We start from the raw sequence: 25565 nt of genomic DNA, 5'->3' as shown, positions 1-25565 counted from the left end.
ATGAAACGCAGAAACCTTTTCGGATTGGCCGCGGCCCTGACCGTTGCCACCGCATTAAGTGGCCCGCTTGCCGCACAAGAGACGCTGAAAATCGGCGCGGTTGGCCCGAAGACCGGCCCGCTCGCGGGCGGTGGCGCAGTCACGTTCTGGCCGAACGTCCAGCTTTGGGCACATGACGTGAACGAAGCCGGTGGCATCGACGTGGGTGGCACCAAGATGATGGTCGAGATCATCGAATACGATGACCAGACCAACCCGGGTGAGACCATCAAGGCAGTGCAGCGACTGGCGACGCAGGACGAAGCGGATTTCATCCTCGCACCCTATGGGACCGGCCTGAACATCGCGGCGGCACCTATCTTTGAACGCTATGGCTATCCGATGGTCACGCACACAGCGATTTCCGACCAGATTGCAGACCTGTCCGGCAAATTCCCGAACATGTATTTCCTGCTGGGCGGCGCAACCGGCCTTGCGGGTGGCGTCGTTGACGTTTTGACCCAGATGCGCGACGCCGGAGAGATCGGCAACTCGGTCGCCATGGTCAACGTGGCGGACGCATTCGGCATCGAACTGGCCGAAGCAGCCCGTCCGCAATTCGAGGCTGCCGGGTTCGAGATTGTCTACGACTCCTCCTATCCGCTGGGCACACAGGATTTGTCCCCGGTCATCAATGGTGCACGGGATTCGAACCCAGACGCATTTGTTGCCTGGTCCTACCCGCCTGACACGTTCGGCCTGACCGAACAGGCGCAGATCGCGGGTCTCGCGCCCAAGGCGTTCTACACAGCCGTGGCCACCGCATTCCCGTCCTACGGTGCACGGTTCGGAGCCGCTGCCGAAGGCGTACTGGGTGCCGGTGGCGTATTTGCCGATGGCGACGCGTTCAAGGATTACGCCGCACGGCACGAGGCTGTGACCGGTGCTAAGCCGGACTTCTGGGCCTCGGCCCCGGCATACACGTCGTTCCAGATCCTGCAACAGGCCATCGAAGGCGCTGGCACCACGGACAAGGCGGCTGTGGCGGAATACATCGCCAACAACGACTTCGACACGATCATCGGCCCGATCACATGGGACGAGAACAACTCGAACGCCGAGTACTGGACCGTGGGCCAGTGGCAGGGCGGCGTGTTCAAAGGCGTGGCCTCGACCGGTCGCGACGGCGCCGTACCCGCAATGCCCAAGACTGGCTGGGAATAATCCCGCGTTGGCCCCGGCAGGTCCGGGGCCATCCACACCTAACCCGGAGACCACATGGATATTCTGATCACAGGGCTTTTGCTGGGCGGCACCTACGCGCTGATCGCGATGGGGCTGAACCTGCAATATGGCATGGCAAGGATCATGAACCTCGCCAATGGGGAATTCCTTGTGGCGGGTGGCTTTGCGGCCTTCTGGTTTTACACGGCGGCACAGGTCAGCCCGCTGTTGACGCTCTTCATCGTGGCGCCTCTGGCCTTTGGGTTGAACTGGCTGATCTATGTCGTGATGCTCCGCCCACTGGTGAACCGCGCCAAGTCGCATGGTCAGCTTGAGGTCGACGCGATCCTGACCACCTTTGGCCTCGCCTTCGTATCGGTCGGCATCATGCTGGCGCTGTTTGGCGGTGACTACTTTTCCTATTCCTACCTCGCCCGTCCCATCACTCTGATCGGAGACACCTACGCGCTGAACCGCGTGACGGCGGCGGTGGCGGCGGTGATCATCTGCGGCGAGCTGTGGCTTTGGCTGAACCGCACCCGCGCAGGCATGTCGATCCGGGCGATTGCGGTTGATCCGAAAAGCGCGCGGCTGGTTGGCATCGACGTGCCGAAACTGTCGGCGCTCGCCTTTGCGCTGGGTGGCGCGGTCACGGCTGTCGGCGGTGCGCTCATTTCCACCTTCCTGACGCTGGATGCCTCAACCGGCGTGATGTTCACGCTCAAAGCGCTGGTGATCGTCATCATGGGCGGCGTGGGCGATGTACGCGGCACCATCGTGGCGGCGCTGTTGCTGGGTATCCTGGAGACCTTCGTGGCCACGTTGATCGATCCCGGTCTGACACTGGCTGCAGCCTATCTGCTCTTTGTCCTCATCCTGCTCTTCCGTCCGCAGGGCCTGTTCGGGAGGCGCACGACATGACCAAGCGCGATTGGCAATCCATTACGCTTTCGGCGGTTTTGCTGGCGGTTGCCGCCTGCCTGCCGCTGACCGGCGACGCCTATATGCTGTCCATCGGAATCACCATCGCGATGTATGCCGTTCTGGCGACAAGCTGGGCGCTCTTCTCTGGCCCGACGCATTACATCTCACTGGCCACTGCCGCGTTCTTCGGCCTTGGCACCTACACCACCGCCATCGGGATCGAGAACGGGCTGAACTACTGGGTGACGCTGCCCATCGCTGCCATTCTGGGCGCAGTTCTGGCGGCGCTGGTGGGTCTTGCGACGCTGCGCCTGTCCGGGGTCTATTTCGTGATCTTCACGCTGGGTCTGGCCGAACTGGTGCGGCAGGTGGTGACATGGGGACAGAACGTGTCGGGGCAAAAGGGCCTTTACGTTCTGACCGACATCACCGAGGTCCACATCTACTGGCAACTGCTGGTGCTGGCCGCAATCGTCTATCTGACCGGCTGGGCCATCGGACGGTCACGCCTTGGCTTCGCGTTGCGCATCATCGGGGATGATGAAGAGGTCGCGCGCCATTCCGGTATCAACACCTCGCGCGCCAAGATCCTGCTGTTCATGGTGTCCGGAGCCACCGCAGCCGTGGTCGGGTCGATGCTGGCACCGCGTTACATCTACATCGAACCTGCGCTGGCCTTTACGCCGATGCTGTCCTTCCTCGTGGTGATCATGGCACTCTTGGGCGGCACGGGTCGGTTGTGGGGGCCGCTGGTCGGCGTGATCCCCTTCACCCTTCTGTGGGAGGCAATCTCGGCCAGTTTCCCGAACCAGACCACGCTGCTGCTGGGTCTGAGCTTCCTTGTCATCGTCTACCTGCTGCCGCGCGGGTTTGTCGGCCTGATCGAAAGCGGCAAACGCAAGATGCGGGAACGGGAGGCATTTGCATGACAACCGGTCCCACAGTTCTGTCTTTGCGCGGCGCGACCAAACGGTTCGGCGGGCTTGTCGCCGTGAATGACATGGATTTCGACGTGACCGAGCACGAGGTGCTGGGTCTGATCGGCCCCAATGGGTCGGGAAAGTCAACGACGCTGAACCTGATCTCCGGCGCGTTGAAACCGACCGAGGGCACGATTTCCCTGCGTGGGGCGCCGATTTCGCACCTGTCCGCCGCCGACATCGCCCGTCGCGGGATTGCCCGGACGTTCCAACTGGTGCGCCTGCTGCCGTCGATGACGGTTCTGGAAAACGTACGTGCCGGGGCCGTGTTCGGCCATCGCCGCCGATGGGGGGCCGAGGCGGATGCCCATGCGCTGCGGATGCTGGCGCTGGTAGGGCTGGACCGCCGGGCGAACGCCCATGTCGGCGAGCTGACCTATATCGACACCAAACGTGTCGAACTGGCCCGCGTGCTGGCGTCGGAACCCAAGGTTTTGCTGCTCGACGAATGGCTGGCGGGGCTGAACCCGACCGAGCTTGAAGAAGGCATCACCCTCATCAAACGGCTGCGCGACGAGGGGCGCACGATCATTCTGGTGGAACACGTGATGGACGCGATCCGGTCGCTGTGTGATCGCTGCGTGGTCATGTCCACCGGCACCAAGATCGCCGAAGGGACGCCCGAAGAGGTGCTGTCCGATCCCGAAGTGATCCGCGCCTATCTGGGGGATGACGATGCTTGAGGTCCGCAATCTGTCCGTCAGCTATGGCAAGCACCGCGCCTTGGACGGCGCATCTTTGCGCGTCGGAAAGGGGGAAATCGTCGTCATCCTTGGGGCGAACGGTGCCGGGAAATCGACGCTGCTCAAGGCGGTCTGCGGGATTTGCGAGGGGCATGTGTCGGGTGAGGCGTTACTGGAAAACAGCGATCTGGTCGGAGAGAAACCGCACAAAATCGTGGAAGCTGGAATCGCCTTGGTCCCCGAGGGGCGTGGTGTGTTCAGCGATCTGACGGTCGAGGAAAACCTGACGCTTGGCGCTTACGCCGAACGGGCGCGGGATGATGAGGCGGGCAATCTGCAACGGGTGTTGTCGTTGTTTCCCAAGCTGGGCGAACGCCGCAAACAGACCGTGCGCACCATGTCGGGGGGCGAACAGCAAATGGTCGCCATAGGCCGCGCGATGATGTCGAATCCGTCGATCCTTGCGCTGGACGAGCCCTCACTTGGCCTGTCGCCGCTGCTTTGCAAGGATCTGTTCGAAAGCCTGCGCGTGGTGAAACAGGCGGGGCTGGGCATTTTGCTGGTTGAACAGAACGCCAAGCAAAGCCTGCGCATCGCGGATCGCGGGTATCTATTGGAGAACGGAACCATCGTGCACGAGGATGATGCAGAGCGGCTGGCCAATGACCCGGCTGTGCAGAAAGCCTATCTGGGCGGTAGTGGCGCGGCGACCGGGGCCAAGCGCCCTGCCCCGGCGGCCATGCCGAAACCCGCAAGCCCGCGTCCTGCGGCGGGGCCAAAGCCTAGCGACATCGCAGCAGCGGCGATGAAATCGGTAAGCGCTCCGGCGCGGCCTGCCCGACCTATGCAACCTGCCGCACCGGCACCAAAGCCGACACCCGTAACAAACGGCGCGGCACCGGCGCCCAAACCAAACGCACCGAACATCGCGGATATGGTCGCCAAAGCCAACGCCGCATCGTCGCGTCGGAATGGGGCCACGCCGCCACCTCGCGCCCCGGTGCCAACAGCTGCCGCAACTCAACCCTCGCGACCGGCGCAGCCCGCCATCCCCGACTTCGCCTCATCCTCGGACCGGCTGCGTGCCATGATCGAAGACATCGAAGCGGCAGCTCGCCGCGCTGAAACCTACAAGCCAAGGAGATAACGCCATGCTCGATACGACGTCGTCTGCTCCAACCATCCGAGGCCTCTATATCGGAGGAAGCTGGGTGCCCGCCGCCCGCACCTTTGATGACCTGAACCCGTCGGACAATTCGCTCTTCGCCCGCATCCCCGATGGCAGCGCGACCGACATGGACCGCGCCATTTCCGCAGCACAGGCCGCGTTCCCCGAATGGTCGGGGCGCAATTTCCAAGAGCGCGCCAAGATGCTGCTGCGCATCGCGGATGTGTGGGAAAGCCGCAAGGACGACTTTATCCACGCCGTGATGCACGAAGGCGGCGGCTGGTACGGCAAGGGGGTTTTCGAGGCAGGCTTTGTGGCCGAGATTTTCCGCACCTCTGCATCGCTTTGTTACCAATCCACCGGCGAAGTCCTGCCCTCGGCTGATGGCAAGGTGTCGATGGCCACGCGTTGGCCGTTGGGTGTGGTCGGCGTGATTTCGCCTTGGAACATGCCCGGCATCCTGACCTCGCGCGGCTATGCAGCAGCGTTGGCGGCTGGCAATTGCGTTGTGCTGAAACCGTCCGAAGACACACCCTATTCTGGTGGTCTGTTCCATGCCGAGGTTCTTGAGGAAGCGGGTGTTCCACCGGGTGTGTTCAACGTTATCACCTGTTCGCGCGAGAGCGTCGGCGAAGTAGGTGACGCGCTGATCGAGGACCACCGGGTCAAGGCCATCTCATTCACCGGGTCTACAGCCGTGGGTCGCCACATCGCGGCCAAATGCGGTGCGCATCTTAAGAAGTGCTGCGTCGAACTGGGCGGCAAGGATTCGATGATCGTGCTGGAAGATGCCGATCTCGAAAAGGCCGCAGAGGCCGCCAACTTCGGCAGCTTCATGCACCAGGGTCAGGTGTGTATGTCGACCGAAAAGCTGCTGATCCACGACAGCGTTTACGAGCCGTTCATGCAGAAATTCCTGGCCCGCGCGGCCAAGCTCAAGACCGGGCATGTCAACGACAAGACCAACGTCATTGGCCCTCTGGTGAACACCCGTCAGGCGCACCGTGTGAAAGCACTGATCGACGACGCGGTCGCCAAAGGTGCACATCTCGCCCTAGGGGGAAATGCGTGGGAGAATTTTGTCGAACCCACTGTGCTGACCCATGTCGACCGGTCGATGGACATCTGGCACGACGAAACCTTTGGACCCGTCGTCATCGTGGCACCGTTCCGTACCGAGGACGAGGCGATCGAGATGAACAACGACACCGAATACGGCCTGACCGCCGCTGTCTGGACCGCCAATGAAGGCCGCGCCCTTCGCATGGCCGGGCGGCTTGAGACCGGGATGGTCCATGTCAACGATCAGAACATCAACGACGAACCGCAGGTGCCGTTCGGCGGGGTCAAGGCGTCGGGTGTGGGCCGTTATGGTGGGCGCTGGTCGCTGGATGCGTTTACGGAACTCAGGTGGATCACGCTCGAACGCGGCGGTCGCCATTACCCGCCGGTCTTTTGATCAGCGTTTAGGGAGGATTACACATGACAGCCCTTGGATGGATCATCCTGCTTCTGGTCATCGCCGCCGTCGTGGTTGTGCTGGCCGCGTGGTTCTATGAACGCGCCACCAATGAAATCAGCCTTGTCCGCACCGGGGTCGGTGGTCGGAAGGTTGTGATCGACGGCGGCACACTGGCCATTCCGTTCTTTCACGAGATCAGCCGCGTCAACATGCAGACGATCCGCATGGAAGTCACCCGCGCGGGCGACAGCGCACTGATCACCAAGGACCGGATGCGCATCGACGTGGGTGCTGAATTCTACGCCTCGGTCCTGCCCGAAGACGCCGCCATCGTGCGTGCGGCGCAAACGCTGGGCAAACGCACGTTCCAGCCGGATCAGCTCAAGGCGCTGATCGACGGGATGATGGTCGACGCCCTGCGGTCCGTCGCGGCGCAGATGACGATGGACGAATTGCACGAGAACCGCTCCGAATTTGTGCGCGAGGTGCATGAAGCTCTGGCCGACACGCTGGTGAAATACGGCCTGCAATTGGACAGCGTGTCTTTGACCGCGCTCGATCAGACGCCCTTTTCGTCGCTGGACGAGAACAACGCCTTCAACGCCGTCGGCATGCGCAAGCTGGCCGAGGTGATTGCCAAGTCCAAGAAGGAACGCGCCGAGATCGAAGGCGAAACTGCCGTCGCCGTGCGCCGCGCCGAGGTTCAGGCAAGCCAGCGCAGGCTAGAGATCGAACTGGGGGAACGCCGTGCCGAGATCGCGCAGACGCAGGAAATCGAAACCCTGCTGGCCGCGCAATTGACCGAAGTGGCCCGTCGGAAGGCTGATGCGGAACGAGAGGCAGCGCAGGCCCGCATCCGGATGGAGCAGGAAATCCAGGCCACCTCGATCCAGCGCGAATTGCAGGTTCGCGAGGCCGAGATCGCGCAACTCCGGGCGCTGGAAATCGCAGAGCAGGAGAAGGTCATCCAGACCGCTGCCAAGAGCGAGGAAGAGTCCAAGGCGCGTGCCGAGGCAACGATGGCCCGCGCTCAACTGGTCAAAGCCGAGGAAGAGATCCAGACATTGCGCGAGATGGCCGAAGCCGAACGGCGCAAGGCGCTGGCGCTGCTGGCCGCACAACAGGATGCCGAAGCCAACGCCGAACGCGCCCGCATCACGTCGATCGCGGATCAGGAGGTCGCCAAAGCCAAGGGCGTCATCCGCCGCGAAGAAGCGGCGTCGATGAAGGTCTACAAGACCGCCGAGGCCGAGGCCGAAGCCGAGCGCATCAAGGCCGAGAACACCCGATCCAAGGAACTCATGTCGATGGAGCTGGAAAAGGCGCGGTTGGAGGCGATGCCCAAGATCCTTGCCGAAATGGTGAAACCGGCCGAGAAAATCCGGGGCATCAACATCAACCACGTCACAGGTCTGGGCAAATCAGATGGCGGCGGCAGCACATCGCCTGTCAGCCAGACCATCGACTCGATCCTCGATATGGCCGTGGCCCTGCCAGCAATGAAGAAGATCGGCGATCAGATCGGGGTCAATCTGGACGGAGTTCTGCCGGAGGCCGACAAAAAAGCTTGAGACACTCTCGTGTCTTGCGCTGCGCCACCCCAACCGGGGTGGCGCTTTGCTATGGTGGATCGATCAAAGACCCGCTTGCACCGCGTCCCAGATCAGCTTGACCGCGATCACAGCCAGAAGCGACAGGATCACCCGGTCAAACGCCTGTTTCGACAGGAACCGCGCCGCCCACGCTCCGATGGGGATGCCCAGAAACATCGGGATCAGCGCGAGAAACGCAAGCAACAAGCGGTCCAAGGTAAGGATGCCAAGTGTCCAAAGCGCAGGCACCTGAGTGAGCGACATGGCCAGAAAAAAGATCGCAATCGTCGCGATAAACTCCTTACGGGGCAGGTTCAGCGCATTCAGAAAGGTGATCGACACCGGCGCAGACAACCCGCCCGCCCCTTGCATGACGCCACCGATCAGACCCACGTAAGGCCCCATCTGCCGCCCACGTTCCCGCGGCAACACCCAGTTGGGTCGCGACAGCCGCAAGCCGATATAGGCGAACACTACAAACGCAAGCGCCCCCATCAACAACGGCACTGGCAGGGACGCCAGCAGAATCGACCCAAGCACAGCCCCAATGGCCCCCATCGCCGCAAAGCTCCAGACAAAGCGATGCTCTGTCACCTCAGACCGGAAGGCCCAGCTTTGCCAGATATTGGTGCAGAGGTTCAGCACGGAAAAGATCGCCACCGCCATCGGCACGTCGAACACGATGGCCAGAACCGGCACACCCACAACCGGCGCGCCCGCCCCGGTGGCTCCCTTGAGGAACCCGCCCAGCAGGATGCCGACAAAGGCAAAGGCCAAAGACACAGGATCCATCAATGATCGTCCGACGCCGAAACCGACAGATCGAGCAACACCTGACGGCGCTCGGTGCGAATGATCTCGACCGCGCGGCGCAGGGCTGCGGGCAGGTCTGCGCCCCTCTCGATCCGTTCGGCATGCGCCCGGCTGGCACGAGCCACCTGCGTGAAGTCCGGCAGCGGTTCAAGCGAGGTCAGCGGGATGCGGTTCTGCCGCACCGCCGCACCGTCCGGGTAGCCCTTGACCACGGACCGCCGCACCGCGTTCCACATCGCGTTGTTCTTGATGATGGTCAGAATGGGCAGGCCCAGCGCCTCGGCGATCTGGTGACAGGCAACGGGGTTAGCGAACATGTAGGACCCGTCGCCCACGCAGGCAATCACCAGACGGTCCCGGTCGGCCAGTTGCGCACCCAGGGCGGCAGGCATGGCCCAACCCAGACCGCCTGCATGGACGTTGGAGAACACACGGTTCGGACCTTTTAGGTGCATATGCGGCAAAAGCAGCCCCAGTTCGGAAAACGCCACCGCGCTGTCATCCATGATGTCCGAGATACAGGCGCTCATCCATTCGGCGGTCATCGGACCGTCGCCGCCGGCGCCGGGTTTCGGCACAGCATTGCGAAGCGCGGCCACCTTGGCGTGGACGCTCTGCCGCCGTTCGCCGGCAGCGGCGTCCGGCTCATGCGACAACAGCGCCTCAAGCGCCATCACCGGATCAGAAGTGATCGCCAGATCGGTACGATAGCCGCGCACGGGCATCCGGCGGAACAACGGGTCCGGGCCTATATGCGCGACACGCACGTGCTTGCCGGGCGCGCTGACCGCTTCGATCCACGGCACACCGCTGTCCAGAACGATCACCAGATCAGCCTCTGCCGTGGCGGCTTTGGGATTGTAGCCCAGCAGGGCAGGATCATCCGAGGCCAGCACATTGCGGATGCTGAACGGTTCCGACACGGCAAGGCCGAACGCCTCGGCACAGCGCGACAGAAGCGCCGACACCCTGCCCTGTGGATCGCTGCGTTGGCACAGGACCACCGGAGACTGAGCCTCGGCAATCCACGCCGCCAATGTCGCTATCGCATCCGCATCCGGTACAGCGGGTGTTGCAGTGGCGGGAACCGGCACAGGCGCAAAACCGTCCGGCAACGCCTCGGTCAGGGGTTCCTTGGGCAGGCTCATGTAAACCGGCCCCTCGGGCGCGCTGACCATCAGAGACGCCGCGCGCTTGGTCACGCTGTCGGCCTGTTCGGGATAGCGCAGTTCGTAGTCGAACTTGACCACGTCACGTACAAGGCTGGTCTGGTCATACATCTCCTGCCCGTACTGGATCGGCGTCATCCGCCCACCTTTGCGCCCCGATTCCGTCAAAGGCGTGCGGCCCGACAGCACAAACACCGGAACATTGTCGGACGCGGCGTTGATCACGCCCATGACGGCATTCGCCAAACCGACATTCACATGCACCATCACCGCCTGTGGCCGCCCCGTGACCAGCCAATGCCCATGTGCCATCGCCATGCCCGCTGTTTCGTGCGGGACAGTCACCGGAGTTGGCACATCGCTTTCAGAAAGACGTGCAAGCCCCTCGATAATCGGCGGAAAATCCGTTCCCGCATTGGCGAACAGATAGTCAATGCCAGAGGCTTTCAGGGCCATCAAAAGCGCTTCGCCGCCCGTCTTGGGGCGCGCCGTTTGGTCTAACATACATCCTCCCTGAATCTCTGGCTTGATATTCCGCCGCCACTTCGTAAAGTCAACTTATTCTCAATAATTAGGATTCTAACCCAAACGAGAACCACATTTGGGAGGACAACCATGAAGACGCTACTCACCGCGGCGGCGGTATTTCTAGGCGCAACCCTTGCCACATCGGCCAGTGCGCAGAATGTCGGCATCGCCACATCGAACCCGGGATCACTGTTCCACAATATCGGCACTGCCGTGGCGAACGCCGCCAACGCTGCTGGGCTCAACACCACGATCCAGCCTGCCACCAGCCCCAACCAGTTCATTCCATTCATTGATCAGGGCGGCATCGAATTCGGCGTCGCGAACCTGCAAGAGGTCGATTATGCCGTCAACGGCGACGCCTGGTGGGGGGGCCGCACCAACCCGAACCTGCGCGTCGTCGCGCACCTGATGCCATTGGTCGAAGCGATCTTCGTGCGCGCCGACAGCGACATCATGAAGGTGTCGGATCTTAAGGGTCAGCCGATGACCGATGGCTACACCGCGCAGAACACCATCCTGCCGCAGCTTGCCGCGTTCTATGCCACCGCCGGCATGACCCGCGACGATGTCGAAAAAGTCTCGGTCGCCAGCGTCGTGGCCGGGGCTGATGCCTTCATGGCGGGTGACACGGTCGGCTTCATCTTCGCCCATGGTGCAGGCAAGGTCCGCGAGGCGGATGCCGCCGTGGGCGGCCTGCGCGCGCTGGGTGTCGAAGATGACAGCGATGCCGCATTGGCCGCGGCCCGTGAACATTGGCCAACCGCGTTTTTCACCACCCTGCCCGCAGGCGCAATGCCCGGCGTGCTTGAAGACACGGTTTATATCGCCTTCCCGCAGGTCGTCTTCACCCACGCGGGCGCTTCGGATGATGTGGTCTATGCAATGACCAAGGCAATGTATGAAAACGCCCAAGTCATGTCCGACACCTTCCCGCCGTTCCGCGCCTTCAAGCCTGCGGACATGAAAGGCGAACAGGGCGTCGCGGAATACCACCCCGGCGCGCTGCGCTTTTTCGAGGAAGTGGGCCTGAACTAAGCTCCCGGCGCGCGCCCCGATCTGCGGGCGCGCGCTTTATCTGCCTGACCTCGAACGATCACGGATATCATAACAGCCATGCCTGCCCTGCCCGCACGCCTTGCGACCCCTTTGGCCGATCTCTTTGCAGCGTGCCTTGTCCTACTGGCAGTAGGTTGGGCGCTGTCGATGCAGCGCAAGCTGGGGCTCGACCTTTATCCGCAGCAGTTTTTCGCAGGCGTGCTGTTCTTTGCCCTGCCGTTGGCGTTTCTCACCCTGCCCGCCCGACGTGGAACCGAACGGGAGGGCGTGCCGCTCTACGACCTGATCCTTGCGGGCCTGTCGATGGCTGCACTTGGGTATGTGGCGGTCGCATATCCCGACCTAGTGCTGATGATCTTCGCCCGCCCACCCGAGCTGTGGATTCCCAGCCTCATCATCATCGTGCTGCTGCTGGAAACGCTCCGCCGCGCGACCGGTTGGGCGCTGGTCATTATCATCGCAGCCTTCCTGCTCTATGCGCTGTTCGGAGACCTGATCCCCGGACGCTTGCAGGGCAGACCGCAAAACTGGCAATTGCTGACTGGCTATCTGGCGGTCGATTCAAACGGCGTTTTGGGCCTTCCCATGTCCGTCGCTGCAACCGTGGTGATCGCCTTCATCCTGTTCGGTGTGCTGTTGGGCATCACCGGCGGGTCGCAGTTTTTCACCGATGCAGCGATGATCGGCATGGGCCGGTTTCGCGGCGGGTCGATGAAGATCTCGGTTCTGGCCTCGGGTCTTTTCGGGTCGATCTCGGGCTCTGCCGTGGCCAACGTGGTGGGCACCGGCGTGGTCACCATCCCGATGATCAAACGCGATGGCTACCCGGCCCACAAGGCGGGTGCGATCGAGGCCGTGGCCTCCACCGGAGGGCAGCTCATGCCGCCGGTTATGGGCGCGTCGGCCTTCTTGATGGCCGAGTTCCTCGCCATTCCCTACAGCCAGATCGTGATGGCGGCTTTGCTGCCCGCGATCCTCTATTACGTGGCCCTGTTCATCCAGGCCGATCTGGAAGCGGCCAAGATGGGCATTCAGCGCGTGCCCGAATCCGAGATCCCAGCCCGTCGTACCGTGTTTGTCGGCCTGCATTTCGCCTCTGCCTTTGCGGTCCTGATCTACCTGCTCTTTTGGTTGCGCTACCAACCCGAACGCGCGGCCCTCTGGTCAGCGCTGGCACTCTGTGCGACCGCCTTGGTCTTCGGCTATCGCGGCGCACGTCCGACGCTGCGCGCGCTGTTCGGCAGCTTTGCCCGCACCGGGCACGGCGTGGTCGAAATCCTGCTGATCTCGGCTGCCTCGGGCATGGTGATCGGTGTGCTCAACATCACCGGCCTAAGCTTTAACCTGACCTATGCGCTGGTGCAGGTCGGCGGCGGCAGCGCGGTGCTGCTGCTCGCGCTATCGGCGGTGGTTTGTATCATCCTCGGCATGGGTCTGCCCACTCTGGGCGTCTACGTCCTCTTGGCCGCTCTGGTTGCCCCTGCCCTGATCGAGGTTGGGATCGAACCCATCGCGGCGCATCTCTACGTGCTCTATTTCGGCATGATGTCGATGATCACGCCCCCCATCGCGATGGGCGCTTTTGCCGCCGCTGCCATCGCCAAGGCCCCCGCCATGGCCACGGGCTGGGCCGCGATGCGGTTCGGCTGGGCTGCATACGTGATCCCGGTGCTCTTTGTGTTCAGCCCGTCGCTGATCCTGATCGGTGAAACCGGCGAGATCATCTTTGCTGTGATCACCGCAGGCTTGGGCGTCTGGTTGGTTTCGGCTGGATTGGCGGGGTATTTCTCGGACCGCCTGTCGCCACTGAAACGGCTGTTGTTCGTTGCCACTGGGCTGATGGCACTGGTGCCCGCTGGTGCATTTGAGGGCGCAATCCTAACGGATGCGGCAGGCGTTGTATTGGGGCTGGCTCTCATCGGGAGCGAGGTTTTCCGACGCCGCGCGGCACCCTTGGCACCGGAGGAGGCGCAATGAGATCGGTTTCTGGCTCTGGTGAACGCCTGTTGGCCATCCTCGGATTGTTCTCGGAAGAGACGCCCGAATGGACACCGGAAGACATGATGCAGGCTTTGGGCTTTTCCCGCCCAACGCTTTATCGCTACCTCAAGACGCTCAAGGATGCGGGATACCTCGTGTCACTACCGCAAGCAGGCTACACTTTGGGCCCGCGCGTGACCGAGTTGGATTTCCTGATGCGGCGGTCCGACCCCTTGATCAAGATTGCCGATCCACATCTGGACGCGCTCGCTGCTGCGTTTGTCGGCTCTGCCTTTGTCGTGCGGTTCTACGACCAGAAAATGCTATGCGTTGCATCACAGGTATCGGCGCCAGAACCGCGTTCATCCTATCCGCGTGGACGTCCGATGCCGATTGGCAAAGGGGCGGTCAGCCGCGCCATTGTCGCCTTTCTGCCGCCCAAGGATCGGGCGGCGCTGGTCAGTGATTTTCTGAATGCCTTTGTCACGTCGGGTATTGGTTCAACCAAAGACGCAGTGCTTACAGAATTAAAGCGCATCCGCCGTGACCGGGTCGCCACCGCGCGGGGCGAAGTCACGCCCGGACTGGTGGGTGTTGCGGCCCCGATCCTTGCAGGCGATGGCACGCCGATCGGGGCGCTGTGCCTGTCCACCGAAGAGACCACCTTGACCAAAGATCAGCTTGCCGCGCTGCGTGACGCCATCCGCGACCATGCCGAGGCGATCTCGGACGCTCTGACACTGCCTTCTGCCCGCGCAAGCGCCTGATGAATGATGACCGACCCGGAGAACCACATGACCCTTGACCCTGCACGGCATTACATCGCTGGCGACTGGATTGGCGATGGCCCGTTGGACCACAGCTTGAACCCGGCCACGCTGCTGCCTTTGGGCCAATACCATCGCGGCAGCACTGATCTGGCCAACTCCGCTGCCGCCGCCGCACGCGCAGCGTTCTTTGGCACGGATTGGGCGCGTGCCCCACGCCTGCGGGCGCAAGCCATGCTGGAAATCGCCGACCGGCTTGAGGCCGCTAAAGACGAAATCGCCGATCTGGTTGTCGCCGAAAATGGCAAGATCTGCGCCGAAGCCTTGGGCGAAACCATGGCTGCAATTTCCGAGACACGCTATTACGCGGGCCTTGCACGGGACATTCGCGGCTCTATGCAGGAAATCACCCCCGGCAGCCTGTCGCTGTTTCATCGCGAGGCGGCTGGGGTAGCGGGCATCATCGTGCCGTGGAATGCACCGGTGACTTTGCTCATGCGCTCGCTCGCTCCGGCTTTTGCCGCAGGCTGTACCGCTGTCATCAAGCCCGCGCATCAAACGCCGCTGGTGCATGCGCGCATCATGCAGGCCATTGCAGAGGCCCGATCGCTGCCCAAAGGCGTGGTCAATTCCGTCAACGAAAACGGCATCGAGGTCGGTCAGGCCATAACCGCTTCGCCGGATATCGACGTGATCAGCTTTACCGGCAGCAGCCGCACCGGTCAGGCCATCATGGCCGCGGCAGCCCCAACGCTCAAACGTGTCGGGCTGGAACTGGGCGGCAAAGCTCCAGCGGTCATTTTTGCCGATGCCGATCTGGACCACGCCGTGCATGAATTGACCCACGGTGCGCTGGCCATGGCGGGGCAAATCTGCGTCGCTGCTGCGCGGTTCCTTGTCCACACGTCCATCGCCAAAGAGTTCGAGAGCCACATCACCGCCGCGTTCCAGACAGTCCGCGTCGGCCCCGGAGACAAGCCGGACAGCCAGATGGGATCGCTGATCGACATGGACAACCGCGCGCGGATCGAAAGGCTGATCGAACAGGCAGGAGACGAGGGCGAGATCATTCTCAAAGGTGCTCCGCTGTCGGACTCGGCCTTCCTGACACCGACCTTGTTCCGCATCGACAACATCGCGTCGTCGCTTGTGCAGGAAGAGCTGTTCGGCCCCATCGTGTCGATCGAGACCTTTGCAGACGAACAGGAAGCCGTCGCCAAGGCAAACGCCACTGCTTACGGCCTCGCCGCGTCGGTCTTTACCGCCGACCACCACCGCGCCTTGCGCATGGCACGTGCGATCCGGGCAGGCACGGTGTGGATCAATTCGCATCTGAGGCTCTTTGCCGAAGCGGAAACAGGCGGCTATGGCAAGTCCGGCCTCGGGCGTTTGCACGGGCCAGAGGGGCTATATGACTTCCTGCAAACCAAACATATCTATTCCGAACCCGGACGGGTGGGAGGTGGCACATGAGCGACAGCTTTGATGTCGTGATCAACGGCGGTGGGCCTGTTGGGCTTGGTCTGGCCATCGAATTGGGCCAGCGCGGCATCCAGGTCTGTGTGGTAGAACGCTATCCCGAACCGCAGCCGATCCCGAAGGGACAAAACCTGACGCAACGCACCTCTGAACATTTCCGGGCTTGGGGATGTGAGGACGAATTGCACAGCGCCCATCCGATTCCCAAGGGCGGCGGAATCGGGGGCATGACCGCCTACGGCACGCTTCTTTCCGATCACACTTATGACTGGCTCAACCGGTCGAACGTGAAAGACTATTACTTCGCGCCAAACGCCCGTCTGCCGCAATACGCCACCGAACGCGTGCTGCGCGCGCGAGCCACGGAAATACCCGAAATCACTGTTCTGTACGGCTGGTACGGTGAATCACTGGAAATGACCGACACCGCCGTGCATCTGACCATAGCGGAACGCGATGGTGACGGCCGGCAAGTGATAGACGCATCTTACGTGGTCGGCTGCGATGGCAGCCGTTCTTTCATCCGCGAACATGCCGGGATCAGCGAAACCCTGTCCGACCACAACCGCATGATGGCGCTTTTGGTGTTCCGATCCGAAGAACTTCACGACCTGCTGACGCGCTATCCGGGCAAGGCGTTCTACAACGTGCTGCACCCCGACTACGAAGGCTACTGGTTGTTCTTCGGGCGGGTCGATCACGGGTTATCTTGGTTTTTCCACGCGCCAGTGCCCTACGGCACAACCGCCGAGAATTTCGATTTCCGCGGTCTCTTGCACAAGGCAGTGGGGCAGGAATTCGCGCTCGAGTTCGACCATATCGGCCACTGGGACTTGCGCGTGTCACTTGCCGACACCTATCGCGCCGGACGTGCGTTCATTGCCGGAGATGCCGCGCACAGTCACCCGCCTTATGGCGGCTACGGGATCAACACCGGCTTTGAGGACGCGCGCAATCTGGGCTGGAAACTGGCCGCACGGATCAAAGGCTGGGGCAGTGATGCACTGCTCGACAGCTATAGCGCGGAACGCCAACCGGTGTTCGCCTCAACCGCACGGGATTTCATCGAGAACTTCATTCGCGAAGACCGCGAGTTCCTGAACCAGCACAGCCCGACAAAGGACACTGACGCCTTCGAGGCAGCTTGGAAAGCGCGTGCCGAAGGCGGCTCCGGCGTCGAGGATTTTGAGCCGAACTACGAAGGCTCTCCGATCGTGCCGGGCAGCCAAGGCACGCCCAGTGCCAAGGGATCGCACAGTTTTGTTGCACGCGCAGGCCACCACTTGCCTCCAGCCGGGCCGGAAGGGCGCGCGGCAGGTGCTTCATTAAGTGCAGGATTTACACTGCTGTGCGCTGATCCGGCCAACGCGGCGGGGTTCAGCCGGGCCGCTGATGCCATGGCTGTACCCCTCGGCGTCCCCAACTGTGCAGCAGACTGGTTCACCGCTTGGGAGCGCAGCATCATATTGGTGCGCCCAGATGGGTTTGTAGCTTGGTCTGGCGACAGCTGTTCCGACGAAAACGCACATAAGATCCTGTCTGCCGCGATTGGCCAACCCCGCGACTGAGCAAGCGCGCTATAACTGCATGTCGCCTTATTCTGCCCGGTCATCCGCCGCTCTGGTGGTCATGTCCGGGGCGCGTCCCCATCCTGCGCGCCTTGGACTGCCTTTTTCGCAAGGCGCAGGAAATCGCTCCTTTCGTCAGGACTGAGCGCTTGAAGGATATCCACCTGCAATCCCGCAACGATCGGCAAGGCTTGCTGAAACAGGTCACGCCCCTGATCTGTCAATGTGACGACACGGGCGCGGCGGTCTTTTTCGTTCACCACCCGCTCCACAAGGCCCTTCTGCTCGAGCCGATCTATGACCCCACCTGTCGTCGCACGATCACAGGCGATACTGGCGGCAATCGTGGCCTGATCCAATCCCGGCTGCGCCGATAAAGCATCCATTGCAGCGAATTGCACTGGGGTAAGGTCGAACCCGGCTGCCTGCATGCGACTTGCGTAAACCTGCGTCGACATCTGATGCAACTGCCGGATCACATGCCCCGCCATGTTCTTTGCTTTCATGAGGCCCTCATTGGTTGGTCTGCACTGAAAACAGCGCATCACGACAGCACCACATAAAAAGGTAAGTGTACATACCTTTACGATTGCAAAATTGGTAAGTATAGATACTAAAATACAGACACGATGGGCAAGCACGGAGCACCACCACCATGCAATACTATGTCGATGGATTCAGACCGGGCGACCCCGACGTCAAAGCCCCTGCCACCAATCGCTATCGCTTGCGCAGTGATGTGGTGCCCGCAAAAGTCGATGTACTGATCGCTGGGTGCGGTCCTGCTGGTCTTTGCCTTGCCGCTCAGTTGGCTGGTGTCCCGGAGATCACCACAATGATCGTCGAGCCAAAACACGGACCAATGGAAAAGGGCCAAGCCGACGGCGTCAACGTCCGGTCGATGGAGATGTTTCAAGCTTTTGGCTTTGCCGACAAGGTAAAACGCGAGGCCTATTGGGTGAACCAGACCACCTTCTGGAAACCCGTTCCTTCAGCGCCTCAGAACATCCACAGGGTTGGTATTGCACAGGATGTCGCGGACGATCAGTCCGAGATGCCGCACACCATTGTGAACCAGGCGCGCATCCACCAGCTGTTTCTCGATGTGATGAAGAAATCGCCGACGCGGCTCGAACCCCATTACGGGCTGCGCGTCATCGATCTTGAGATCGACACGGAAACCGATGACCACCCGGTGATCGTCACGCTGGACAGGGTGACCGAAGATGGCACTGCAACCGACACCATCACGGTGCGCGCGAATTATGTCGTCGGGTGCGATGGAGCACGCAGCAACGTCCGCACAGCGATCGGCGGCAAGCTGCATGGCGACGCAGCACATCAGGCTTGGGGGGTGATGGATATCCTCGCCAATTCCGACTTCCCCGACCTCCGCCGGAAATGCCTGATCCAGTCCGCTAAGGAAGGCAACGTTCTGATCATCCCGCGTGAGGGCGGCTACCTGTTTCGAATGTATGTCGAGCTGGACAAGCTCAACCCGGACGAACGGGTTTCGAACCGCAACCTGACCTCGGATCACATCATTGCCGCTGCCAACCGGATCATGCGCCCCTACACCATCGACGTGAAAGAGGTTGTCTGGTGGTCGATCTATGAAATCGGGCATCGCCTGACCGACAAATTTGACGATGTGCCCGCGGGCGAAACAGCCACCCGCACCCCGCGTGTCTTCACCGCAGGTGACGCCTGTCACACCCACAGCCCCAAGGCCGGACAGGGCATGAACGTTTCCATGGGCGACACCTTCAACCTTGGTTGGAAACTGGCGCATGTGTTGACCGGAAGGTCCCATGCGAGCCTCTTGCACAGCTATTCCGCCGAACGGCTGGAAGAAGCCAAACGCCTTGTCGAGACCGATCACAAATGGGCGCGGATCATGAGCGCACCTCCGGGCGAGTCAGAACTCGACGGCTCGGAAATGCCGCGTTTCCAGAAGCAGTTTATCGAAAACCTAGAGTTTACCGGCGGGCTGGCGGTGCACTATGACCCTTCCAACCTTATCGCAGCGCCAGAGCATCAACACCTTGCAACAGGCCAAATCATCGGCAAACGCTTTCATTCGGCCCCTGTGCTCCGCTTGGCCGATGCCAAGCCCATGCAGTTGGGCCACATTGCCGAGGCCGATGGACGCTGGCGGCTATATGCCTTTGCCGGCAAGGACGACAAGGGGCACGATACCGGGGCGATTGTCACCTTGTGCACATGGCTGAAAACCGATCCGCACTCTCCGCTGCGGCGCTTCAACCGCAAAGGCGAGGACATCGACGCGCTGATTGATCTGCGCGCCATCTTCCAGCAGGAATTTACGACACTAAACTACGAAGAAATGCCATCCCTACTGCGGCCAGCCAAAGGTCGATACGGTCTGCGTGACTTTGAAAAAGTCTTTTGTGTCGATCACAAACTTGGGCAAGACATCTTCGAAATGCGCGGCATCCACCGCAACAACGGCTGCATGATCCTCGTTCGACCCGACCAATACGTCGCACACATCCTACCACTCGACGCGTTCAATGCTCTGGCCCGTTTCTGCAACGATATCTTTCTGCCCAACGACGCGCACTGATCGTCCGCGACGATTTCGTGCACAATGGTCCATGTCTCCGGGATTTCAAAAGAAACGATGCCCGTCCTTCAAGACCACATTTTGCGATTAGGGACAAAGAACCGTGGCGGACGAGAGGTGATCTGCACCCCTAAGTCTACCCCAATTCAAACGGATATGGAAAATTGAGGACTGACACCATATTCAACACAATATGTGGCAGATGCGCAGTAAGAACGTTTTTTTATCAACCACTTAAGTGACTATTTTACTGGATGCGCGCTAGTAGTGCGTTGCGAAATGTGCAGCAGAATTAGGTGGTTTCGTCTCCTCATAGCCTTTGAGCAGAGTAACCTGATGCTGAGAATCGACCATTTGTGAGACTGAGGGATTTCGCGCTCATGTCCGCGAACATTCTGAAGTGTCGTACCTCAGAGCAGGTTCTGGAAACCGACGCTCCCAACCCTATCCGGACTCTTAGCACCGCGTCAATATGCTGCGGTGCGGCTTGTCGAACCAGCCGTTCGCTGCGCCCGCGAAATCAACGTGCTTTGCAAGGTCGGCAGAGCGGACCAATCCGCCGTTTGATCTGCGTTTGGGTAGGTCTGGTCTGAAATGCACTGCAGTCATTCATTCCAGTCTGAGCAATTCACCCGTGTTCAGATCACGTCGGTGCTATTCCATATTCCGACACAGCATGTGCTGCATGCTTGAACGCCGACCTCGTCAATTCCAAGTCGTCATTTTCCAATGCCAGCGATGGATAGAGTTTTCCTGGCGATTTGAAGACACCGTGGGCACGCAAGGTGCTGTTCCAGACCTCATTGAGCTTTGGATCACTATGTTTGGCGGTTCGATAGTCAACCGGATCGGCATCGGTGAAGTAGATATCGAAAAGGGTTGGGTCACCGCAGATTTTGTGTTTGATCCCCCGTTGACGAAGCGCTGCAGACTGCATGTCCATCAATGTCTGCCCAAGGTCGCGCAGCCGCTCATATTGGCCCGGACGCCGGAGAATTTCCATTGTCTTGAGCCCTGCAGCCGCGGCGACCGGATTGCCCGAGAGTGTTCCAAGCTGCATTAGCCACTTCTCCGGCCCCACGACGTTCTTGTCGAAGTGTGCCATGATCTCGGTACTCGAGCCCAAGGCGGCCAGAGGAAAGCCACCCCCGATGATCTTGCCCAGCGTGCAAATGTCTGGCGTCACGCCATACCATTCCTGGGCACCGCCGTAGGCAAGGCGAAAACCGGTGACGATCTCGTCGAAGATCAGCAGCACGCCGTGTTTATCGCACAAATCGCGCAATCCCTGCAGGAAGCCGGGCTGGGCGGAGATGATGCGCTGCAAGGGCTCGGCGATGATTGCGGCAACATCCTTGTGTTCGTTGAGAAGCGAGGCGACGGCCTCAAGATCATTGAACGGCGCGATCAGCATCTCGTCGGCAACACCCTTTGGGATGCCGGCACTGTCGGGGACAGCCGTGGGGAAGTTGACCTGTTGTGCAGGCGCGAGCGACATTTGTGCCTCGGCAGACATGCCGTGATACCCGCCTTCGAATTTCAGGATTTTCGGCTTGCCAGTATAGGCGCGGGCAATACGGATGGCATACATATCCGCCTCGCCGCCCGATGTAACGAATCGTACCTGTTCGCAACACGGCACAGCGTCGACGATCGCTTCGGCCAGTTCGATACCCTTGGCGTTGTTGGCGAAGAACGTCATGCCGTTTGGCAGTTGTTCCAGCACCGCTTCCATGACTTCAGGGTGACCATGGCCCAGCAACATCGGACCGGAGCCGATCAAATAATCGACATATTCTTTGCCATCTTCGTCCCAGACGCGGCTGCCTTCGCCCCGCGCAATCACGATGGAGGCGTCGAAATTGCCGAAACCGGCGGCGGGAAGCACTTTGCGGGCCCGGTTGACCCAATCGGCTTGGGTGTAAATGCGGTTCATGAGGTCAATCCAATATCAAGTCGGGTGCGCCAAGGCAGTCTTGATCAACGGTGATGCCAAGGCCTGCACCATCAGGCGGTGCGATGCGGCCATCGGTTCGGGTTGGCGCGTCAGGGGCAAGGCGCGGGCTGACGTAACCTGACAGATCGCAGACGTTCAGAACACGGGAAGGCGGCGTGGCTGCACCCAGATGCAGCGCGGCGGCGGTCACGATATCGCTGCCCCACGTGCATTCGATGCACATTCTGGCACCAAGATGCAGGCAAAGATCGCGCGCCCGTCGCGTCGCCGACAGACCACCGAACTTGGACAGCTTCAGCGCGACCGCATCCATGATGCCGAGCCTGTGCGCCGCTAAGAGAGAAGCCGTATCATGGGCCAACTCATCAAGCTTCATGGGAAGGCCGGTGGCCGATTGGACCCGTGCGCAGTCCTCCAGCGTGGCGCAGGGCTGTTCCAGCATCACGTCCAGATGGGCCACCGCACGCCCGACGCGGATGGCGTCCAGCGTGGTCGCCCCACAGTTCCAGTCTCCATAGACCAACGGGCCGGGGCCGACCGCCTCGCGCACCTTGGACAGTCTTTCGACATCGGTTTGCCAGTCACCGGATGCGCCGAGCTTGGCCTGAAACTGAGTGATCCCCTCCGCCTGCGCCTCTCGCGCGATCCGCGCCATCTCGTCTGGCTCGACGCAGGTGATCGAGTGATAGAGTGGCAGGTCCGCCTGTCTCCGACCACCGAGAAGCGCGTGAAGCGGCAAACCGGCAACCTGCCCGGTGATATCCCACAAGGCAATGTCCAAGGCGGATTTGGCATAGACGTGGCCCGGCAGGACGGCATCCGCGCCGGCCATCAGCGCCTCAGCCCCAACAGGATCACCGCCAAGGATCACTGGCGCAAGTTCCTCTAGGGCCGGAGCCACTCCTCGGGCATAGGCGGGCAGATAATGCGGGATCGGGCAGACCTCTCCCCAGCCCGTCAGCCCGGCATCGGTCTCGACGGCGATGACGACCGTTTCGACCGTGTCGCAAGTCTTGCCTTCGGCCATGTAATAGGCGGTGTGACTGGTCAGTGGCACATGCCAAAGACGCAGACGCGTGATGCGCTGACCAATGCCAACCGCAGACAGCGCAGGGGTGGCAATCCGGTTCACTCGGCGGGTTCCTGAACGACGTCGGCGCGCGGTGCCAGGCTTTGCGGATCATAGGCCGGTTCGCCAAGTACGCGGGCTGCGCGGGGTTGGCCGTGGATGACCACCTCAAGCGCGGTTCCCGGCTTTGCGGCATGGGGTTTGAGATAGGCAAACGCAAGGATCTTCCCGACCGTGTGGCCATAAACAACCGAGGCTGTTGAACCGACAACCGTGCCATCAAGCATCACAGCTTCGCCGCCGTGGCCGTCTTTTTCGCCGTCCGGTTCAATCTCGAGATACGCACAGACCCAAGGCAAATGCGTGTTCAGGGTCTTGTCGCGGCCCAGATACTCCTTGTCGGTCCGGGAAAATCGCAGCACATCAGCCTCGGCGAGGGTGACCTCGTTGGTCAGCTCTCCTGCACCCTTGAAGCCTTTCTCTATGCGCATCACATTCATCGCGAAGCTGCCGTAATCTGCGATACCGTGCGGCTGCCCCGCCTGCCAGAGCGCGGTATAGACCTCTGCCATGGCGGCAAATGGCATATGAAGTTCCCAGCCGAGTTCGCCCGCATAAGACATGCGGAACGCCCAAACGCTGTGTCCGGCAATCATGATCTCCTGCGCCGAAAGCCAGCGGAATGCCGCATTGTCGAGCCGCGTTTCGGTACAAGCGCCAAGAACATCGCGAGACTTCGGCCCGTTCAGACTAAGCGCGCCCCAACTGTCGGACAGCGCCCTGACGGTCACATCCGCACCGTTGCGATGGGCAGCGAGATGATCCAGCAGACGCTGTTCAAAGAAAGCAGCACACACGAGGTAGAACCGGTCATCAGCCATCCGAACGATGGTTGTTTCCAATTCGATCCGGCCGCGATGGTTCAGCATATGGGTCAGAGTGATTGACCCGACCTTCTGCGGCATACGGTTCGCCGTCAGGCGGTCCAGCAGCGCGTAGGCATCTGGCCCCTCGACAAGTACCTTGGTGAAGGCAGTCACATCCATGATCCCGACCCACTCGCGCACCGCCTTGACCTCGGCTGCGACCATGTCGTCCACGACGCTGCGGCGGAACGAGTAGTGGTCTTCCTGCGCTACTCCTGCCCGCGCGAACCAGCGCGGTCGTTCAAAGCCGTAAACCTCCTCAAACACTGCGCCTTTAACCTTGAGCGTGTCATAAAGCGGCGACGGCTTTATGGGACGCCCGGCAAGACGGTTGAAATGCGGGAACGGGATTTCATGGCGCAGGCAGTAATCTTCTTTTGCTTTAATAACCTGCCAATCCTTGGTCGCGTAGGACGCGAACCGACGCGGATCGTAATCCCGCATCGAGATGTCCGCAGCCCCATGCACCATCCAGCGCGCCAATTCGCGGGTCAGGCCCGGCCCCCAGCCAATGCCGATCTGCGTGCCGCAACAGCACCAGTAGTTTCGCACACCCGGCGCGGGGCCGATCAGCGGGTTGCCATCGGGCGGGTGACTGATGGCGCCATGAACGTCACGGCTGATACCCAGCTCTGCAAAGATTGGCATCCGGTTCAGAGATTCCTCAAGCCAAGGCATGACACGGTCATAGTCGGCGGCGAACAGCTCATTCTCGGCCTCCCAAGGGCAGTGATCCTCCCAAACCGTGTTGGGGTTGGCTTTCTCGTAGATCCCGATCAGGCCCTTCTTCTGCTCCATCCGGATATAGCCGGACACCTTGCGGTCATCGCGGATCACAGGCAGTTCGCGCTCAAGGTCGCGGAATTCCGGCACCTCGTCAGTGACGAAGTAATGGTGTGTCATCGACGTCATCGGCAGTTGCAGACCGGACCATTCGCCCATCTGGCGAGCATAGGTTCCACCCGCGTTGACGACATGTTCGCACAGGATGGCACCCTGTTCGGTCTCCACTAACCATTCGCCCGAGGGCTGCTGCGTGATATTTGTCGCCCGACAGCGGCGAATGATCCGCACACCCTTGGCCCGCGCCCCGGCGGCCATGGCCATTGTCACATTGGTTGGATCGACATGGCCATCGTCGGGCGTATGCAACGCACCCAGCACACCGTCGAGATTGTAGAACGGGTGCAGTTCGGCAATCCGGTTCGGTCCGACCAATTCGATGTTGAACCCAAGAGATCGGCCAACCGACAAGGTGTGGCGCAGCCAGTCCATCTCGTCCTCGGTATAAGCAAGGCGGAATGACCCGCAGCCATGCCATGTCACGGCCTGCCCGGTCTCAGCCTCCAACCCGCCCGAGTAAAGGCCGATGTTGTAATCCACGCATTTGCCCAACGAGAAACTCGACGTGGAATGCGTGATCTGACCGGCCGCGTGCCATGTGCTGCCACTCGTCAATTCCGCCTTTTCGAGAAGCACGGTATCTGCCCCCCAGCCCTCGTGTCCAAGGTGGTAGGCAAGGCCGACCCCCATGACACCGCCGCCAACGATGACCACACGGGCGTGGCTGGGAAACTGCTTGTCCGACATTGTCGATTCCTTTGCTCAGGAGAGGCGAAACTTGTGGACAGGCTAAGTGTATGTTTGTACC

At 61.1% G+C, this 25565-nt stretch carries 19 protein-coding genes; 13 read left to right on the top strand and 6 right to left on the bottom strand.

What is annotated here, in order from left to right:
- Genes ACK3EW_RS03690 through ACK3EW_RS03660 form a run of 7 tightly spaced genes read left to right on the top strand, consistent with a single transcriptional unit; the run spans position 1 to position 7991 of the window.
- The gene (locus tag ACK3EW_RS03690; RefSeq protein ID WP_493808502.1) at positions 1-1203 is read left to right on the top strand and encodes an amino acid ABC transporter substrate-binding protein; all 1203 of its coding nucleotides are present in this window, start codon (positions 1-3) and stop codon (positions 1201-1203) included.
- A 54-nt stretch (positions 1204-1257) separates the two neighbouring features.
- Entirely contained in the window at positions 1258-2124 is an 867-nt protein-coding gene (locus ACK3EW_RS03685; protein ID WP_493808501.1) for a branched-chain amino acid ABC transporter permease, read from the top strand.
- Positions 2121-3056, top strand: a complete 936-nt coding sequence (locus ACK3EW_RS03680) for a branched-chain amino acid ABC transporter permease (RefSeq protein WP_493808500.1) — start codon at positions 2121-2123, stop codon at positions 3054-3056. Before ACK3EW_RS03685 ends, ACK3EW_RS03680 begins: the two co-directional genes overlap by 4 nt.
- On the top strand, positions 3053-3790 hold the full coding sequence (locus tag ACK3EW_RS03675) for an ABC transporter ATP-binding protein (RefSeq protein WP_439118456.1): 738 nt from the start codon (positions 3053-3055) through the stop codon (positions 3788-3790). The genes ACK3EW_RS03680 and ACK3EW_RS03675 overlap by 4 nt, the downstream gene beginning before the upstream one ends.
- Positions 3783-4937 (top strand): ABC transporter ATP-binding protein, encoded by a 1155-nt coding sequence (locus ACK3EW_RS03670; protein ID WP_493808499.1) that lies wholly within the window; start codon positions 3783-3785, stop codon positions 4935-4937. Before ACK3EW_RS03675 ends, ACK3EW_RS03670 begins: the two co-directional genes overlap by 8 nt.
- A 4-nt stretch (positions 4938-4941) precedes the next feature.
- Positions 4942-6417, top strand: coding sequence for an aldehyde dehydrogenase family protein (locus ACK3EW_RS03665; RefSeq protein ID WP_493808498.1), 1476 nt, complete (start codon positions 4942-4944; stop codon positions 6415-6417).
- Positions 6418-6440: 23 nt separating this feature from the next.
- The gene (locus ACK3EW_RS03660) at positions 6441-7991 is read left to right on the top strand and encodes a flotillin family protein (protein ID WP_493808497.1); all 1551 of its coding nucleotides are present in this window, start codon (positions 6441-6443) and stop codon (positions 7989-7991) included.
- 63 nt (positions 7992-8054) lie between these two features.
- Here the strand turns inward: ACK3EW_RS03660 and ACK3EW_RS03655 are convergent, their stop codons facing one another.
- Positions 8055-8804, bottom strand: coding sequence for a sulfite exporter TauE/SafE family protein (locus ACK3EW_RS03655; protein WP_493808496.1), 750 nt, complete (start codon positions 8802-8804; stop codon positions 8055-8057).
- Positions 8804-10498, bottom strand: a complete 1695-nt coding sequence (locus ACK3EW_RS03650; RefSeq protein WP_493808495.1) for a thiamine pyrophosphate-requiring protein — start codon at positions 10496-10498, stop codon at positions 8804-8806. The genes ACK3EW_RS03655 and ACK3EW_RS03650 overlap by 1 nt, the downstream gene beginning before the upstream one ends.
- Before the next feature lie 111 nt (positions 10499-10609).
- On the opposite strand from ACK3EW_RS03650, the gene ACK3EW_RS03645 reads away from it, so the two are divergent.
- The 5 genes from ACK3EW_RS03645 (at position 10610) to ACK3EW_RS03625 (ending at position 17375) form a co-directional block, all read left to right on the top strand.
- The gene (locus ACK3EW_RS03645) at positions 10610-11560 is read left to right on the top strand and encodes a TAXI family TRAP transporter solute-binding subunit (RefSeq protein WP_493808494.1); all 951 of its coding nucleotides are present in this window, start codon (positions 10610-10612) and stop codon (positions 11558-11560) included.
- Between the two features lie 78 nt (positions 11561-11638).
- Positions 11639-13558 (top strand): TRAP transporter permease, encoded by a 1920-nt coding sequence (locus ACK3EW_RS03640; RefSeq protein ID WP_493808493.1) that lies wholly within the window; start codon positions 11639-11641, stop codon positions 13556-13558.
- The gene (locus ACK3EW_RS03635) at positions 13555-14328 is read left to right on the top strand and encodes an IclR family transcriptional regulator (RefSeq protein WP_493808492.1); all 774 of its coding nucleotides are present in this window, start codon (positions 13555-13557) and stop codon (positions 14326-14328) included. Before ACK3EW_RS03640 ends, ACK3EW_RS03635 begins: the two co-directional genes overlap by 4 nt.
- A 27-nt stretch (positions 14329-14355) precedes the next feature.
- A complete protein-coding gene (locus ACK3EW_RS03630) occupies positions 14356-15801 on the top strand; it encodes an aldehyde dehydrogenase family protein (RefSeq protein WP_493808491.1) in 1446 nt (481 codons plus the stop codon).
- The gene (locus ACK3EW_RS03625) at positions 15798-17375 is read left to right on the top strand and encodes an FAD-dependent monooxygenase (protein ID WP_493808490.1); all 1578 of its coding nucleotides are present in this window, start codon (positions 15798-15800) and stop codon (positions 17373-17375) included. The genes ACK3EW_RS03630 and ACK3EW_RS03625 overlap by 4 nt, the downstream gene beginning before the upstream one ends.
- Positions 17376-17434: 59 nt before the next feature.
- On the opposite strand, the gene ACK3EW_RS03620 is transcribed toward ACK3EW_RS03625, so the two are convergent.
- Complete coding sequence (locus ACK3EW_RS03620; protein ID WP_493808489.1) at positions 17435-17881, bottom strand: MarR family winged helix-turn-helix transcriptional regulator; 447 nt, start codon at positions 17879-17881, stop codon at positions 17435-17437.
- A gap of 149 nt (positions 17882-18030) precedes the next feature.
- Here ACK3EW_RS03620 and ACK3EW_RS03615 point away from each other — a divergent pair, with 149 nt between their 5' ends.
- Positions 18031-19962 carry an FAD-dependent monooxygenase gene (locus ACK3EW_RS03615; RefSeq protein WP_493808488.1) on the top strand — a complete coding sequence of 644 codons (1932 nt, stop codon included), beginning with the start codon at positions 18031-18033 and terminating at the stop codon, positions 19960-19962.
- A gap of 643 nt (positions 19963-20605) precedes the next feature.
- On the opposite strand, the gene ACK3EW_RS03610 is transcribed toward ACK3EW_RS03615, so the two are convergent.
- From ACK3EW_RS03610 to ACK3EW_RS03600, 3 genes are read right to left on the bottom strand one after another with little or no spacing between them, the layout of a single operon-like run.
- A complete protein-coding gene (locus ACK3EW_RS03610; protein ID WP_493808487.1) occupies positions 20606-21898 on the bottom strand; it encodes an aspartate aminotransferase family protein in 1293 nt (430 codons plus the stop codon).
- 4 nt (positions 21899-21902) lie between these two features.
- Positions 21903-23051, bottom strand: coding sequence for a mandelate racemase/muconate lactonizing enzyme family protein (locus ACK3EW_RS03605; protein ID WP_493808486.1), 1149 nt, complete (start codon positions 23049-23051; stop codon positions 21903-21905).
- Positions 23048-25504: an FAD-dependent oxidoreductase gene (locus tag ACK3EW_RS03600; protein WP_493808485.1), complete on the bottom strand. Its 2457-nt coding sequence runs from the start codon at positions 25502-25504 to the stop codon at positions 23048-23050. The genes ACK3EW_RS03605 and ACK3EW_RS03600 overlap by 4 nt, the downstream gene beginning before the upstream one ends.
- Positions 25505-25565 lie beyond the last annotated feature (61 nt).

It is taken from the genome of Marivita sp. NO-S04 (assembly GCF_059070475.1).
Note: the sequence above shows the minus strand (reverse complement) of the source record. Positions and strands in the feature narration are given on the sequence as shown.

Bases quoted from the DNA above. Each gene is read 5' to 3' on its own strand.
- ACK3EW_RS03620 (WP_493808489.1), bottom strand. From the start codon at position 17,881: ATGAAAGCAAAGAACATGGCGGGGCATGTGATCCGGCAGTTGCATCAG.
- ACK3EW_RS03685 (WP_493808501.1), top strand. From the start codon at position 1,258: ATGGATATTCTGATCACAGGGCTTTTGCTGGGCGGCACCTACGCGCTG.
- ACK3EW_RS03610 (WP_493808487.1), bottom strand. From the start codon at position 21,898: ATGAACCGCATTTACACCCAAGCCGATTGGGTCAACCGGGCCCGCAAA.
- ACK3EW_RS03600 (WP_493808485.1), bottom strand. From the start codon at position 25,504: ATGTCGGACAAGCAGTTTCCCAGCCACGCCCGTGTGGTCATCGTTGGC.
- ACK3EW_RS03645 (WP_493808494.1), top strand. From the start codon at position 10,610: ATGAAGACGCTACTCACCGCGGCGGCGGTATTTCTAGGCGCAACCCTT.
- ACK3EW_RS03635 (WP_493808492.1), top strand. From the start codon at position 13,555: ATGAGATCGGTTTCTGGCTCTGGTGAACGCCTGTTGGCCATCCTCGGA.
- ACK3EW_RS03670 (WP_493808499.1), top strand. From the start codon at position 3,783: ATGCTTGAGGTCCGCAATCTGTCCGTCAGCTATGGCAAGCACCGCGCC.
- ACK3EW_RS03660 (WP_493808497.1), top strand. From the start codon at position 6,441: ATGACAGCCCTTGGATGGATCATCCTGCTTCTGGTCATCGCCGCCGTC.
- ACK3EW_RS03690 (WP_493808502.1), top strand. From the start codon at position 1: ATGAAACGCAGAAACCTTTTCGGATTGGCCGCGGCCCTGACCGTTGCC.
- ACK3EW_RS03640 (WP_493808493.1), top strand. From the start codon at position 11,639: ATGCCTGCCCTGCCCGCACGCCTTGCGACCCCTTTGGCCGATCTCTTT.
- ACK3EW_RS03675 (WP_439118456.1), top strand. From the start codon at position 3,053: ATGACAACCGGTCCCACAGTTCTGTCTTTGCGCGGCGCGACCAAACGG.
- ACK3EW_RS03615 (WP_493808488.1), top strand. From the start codon at position 18,031: ATGCAATACTATGTCGATGGATTCAGACCGGGCGACCCCGACGTCAAA.
- ACK3EW_RS03655 (WP_493808496.1), bottom strand. From the start codon at position 8,804: ATGGATCCTGTGTCTTTGGCCTTTGCCTTTGTCGGCATCCTGCTGGGC.
- ACK3EW_RS03665 (WP_493808498.1), top strand. From the start codon at position 4,942: ATGCTCGATACGACGTCGTCTGCTCCAACCATCCGAGGCCTCTATATC.
- ACK3EW_RS03630 (WP_493808491.1), top strand. From the start codon at position 14,356: ATGACCCTTGACCCTGCACGGCATTACATCGCTGGCGACTGGATTGGC.
- ACK3EW_RS03680 (WP_493808500.1), top strand. From the start codon at position 2,121: ATGACCAAGCGCGATTGGCAATCCATTACGCTTTCGGCGGTTTTGCTG.
- ACK3EW_RS03625 (WP_493808490.1), top strand. From the start codon at position 15,798: ATGAGCGACAGCTTTGATGTCGTGATCAACGGCGGTGGGCCTGTTGGG.
- ACK3EW_RS03650 (WP_493808495.1), bottom strand. From the start codon at position 10,498: ATGTTAGACCAAACGGCGCGCCCCAAGACGGGCGGCGAAGCGCTTTTG.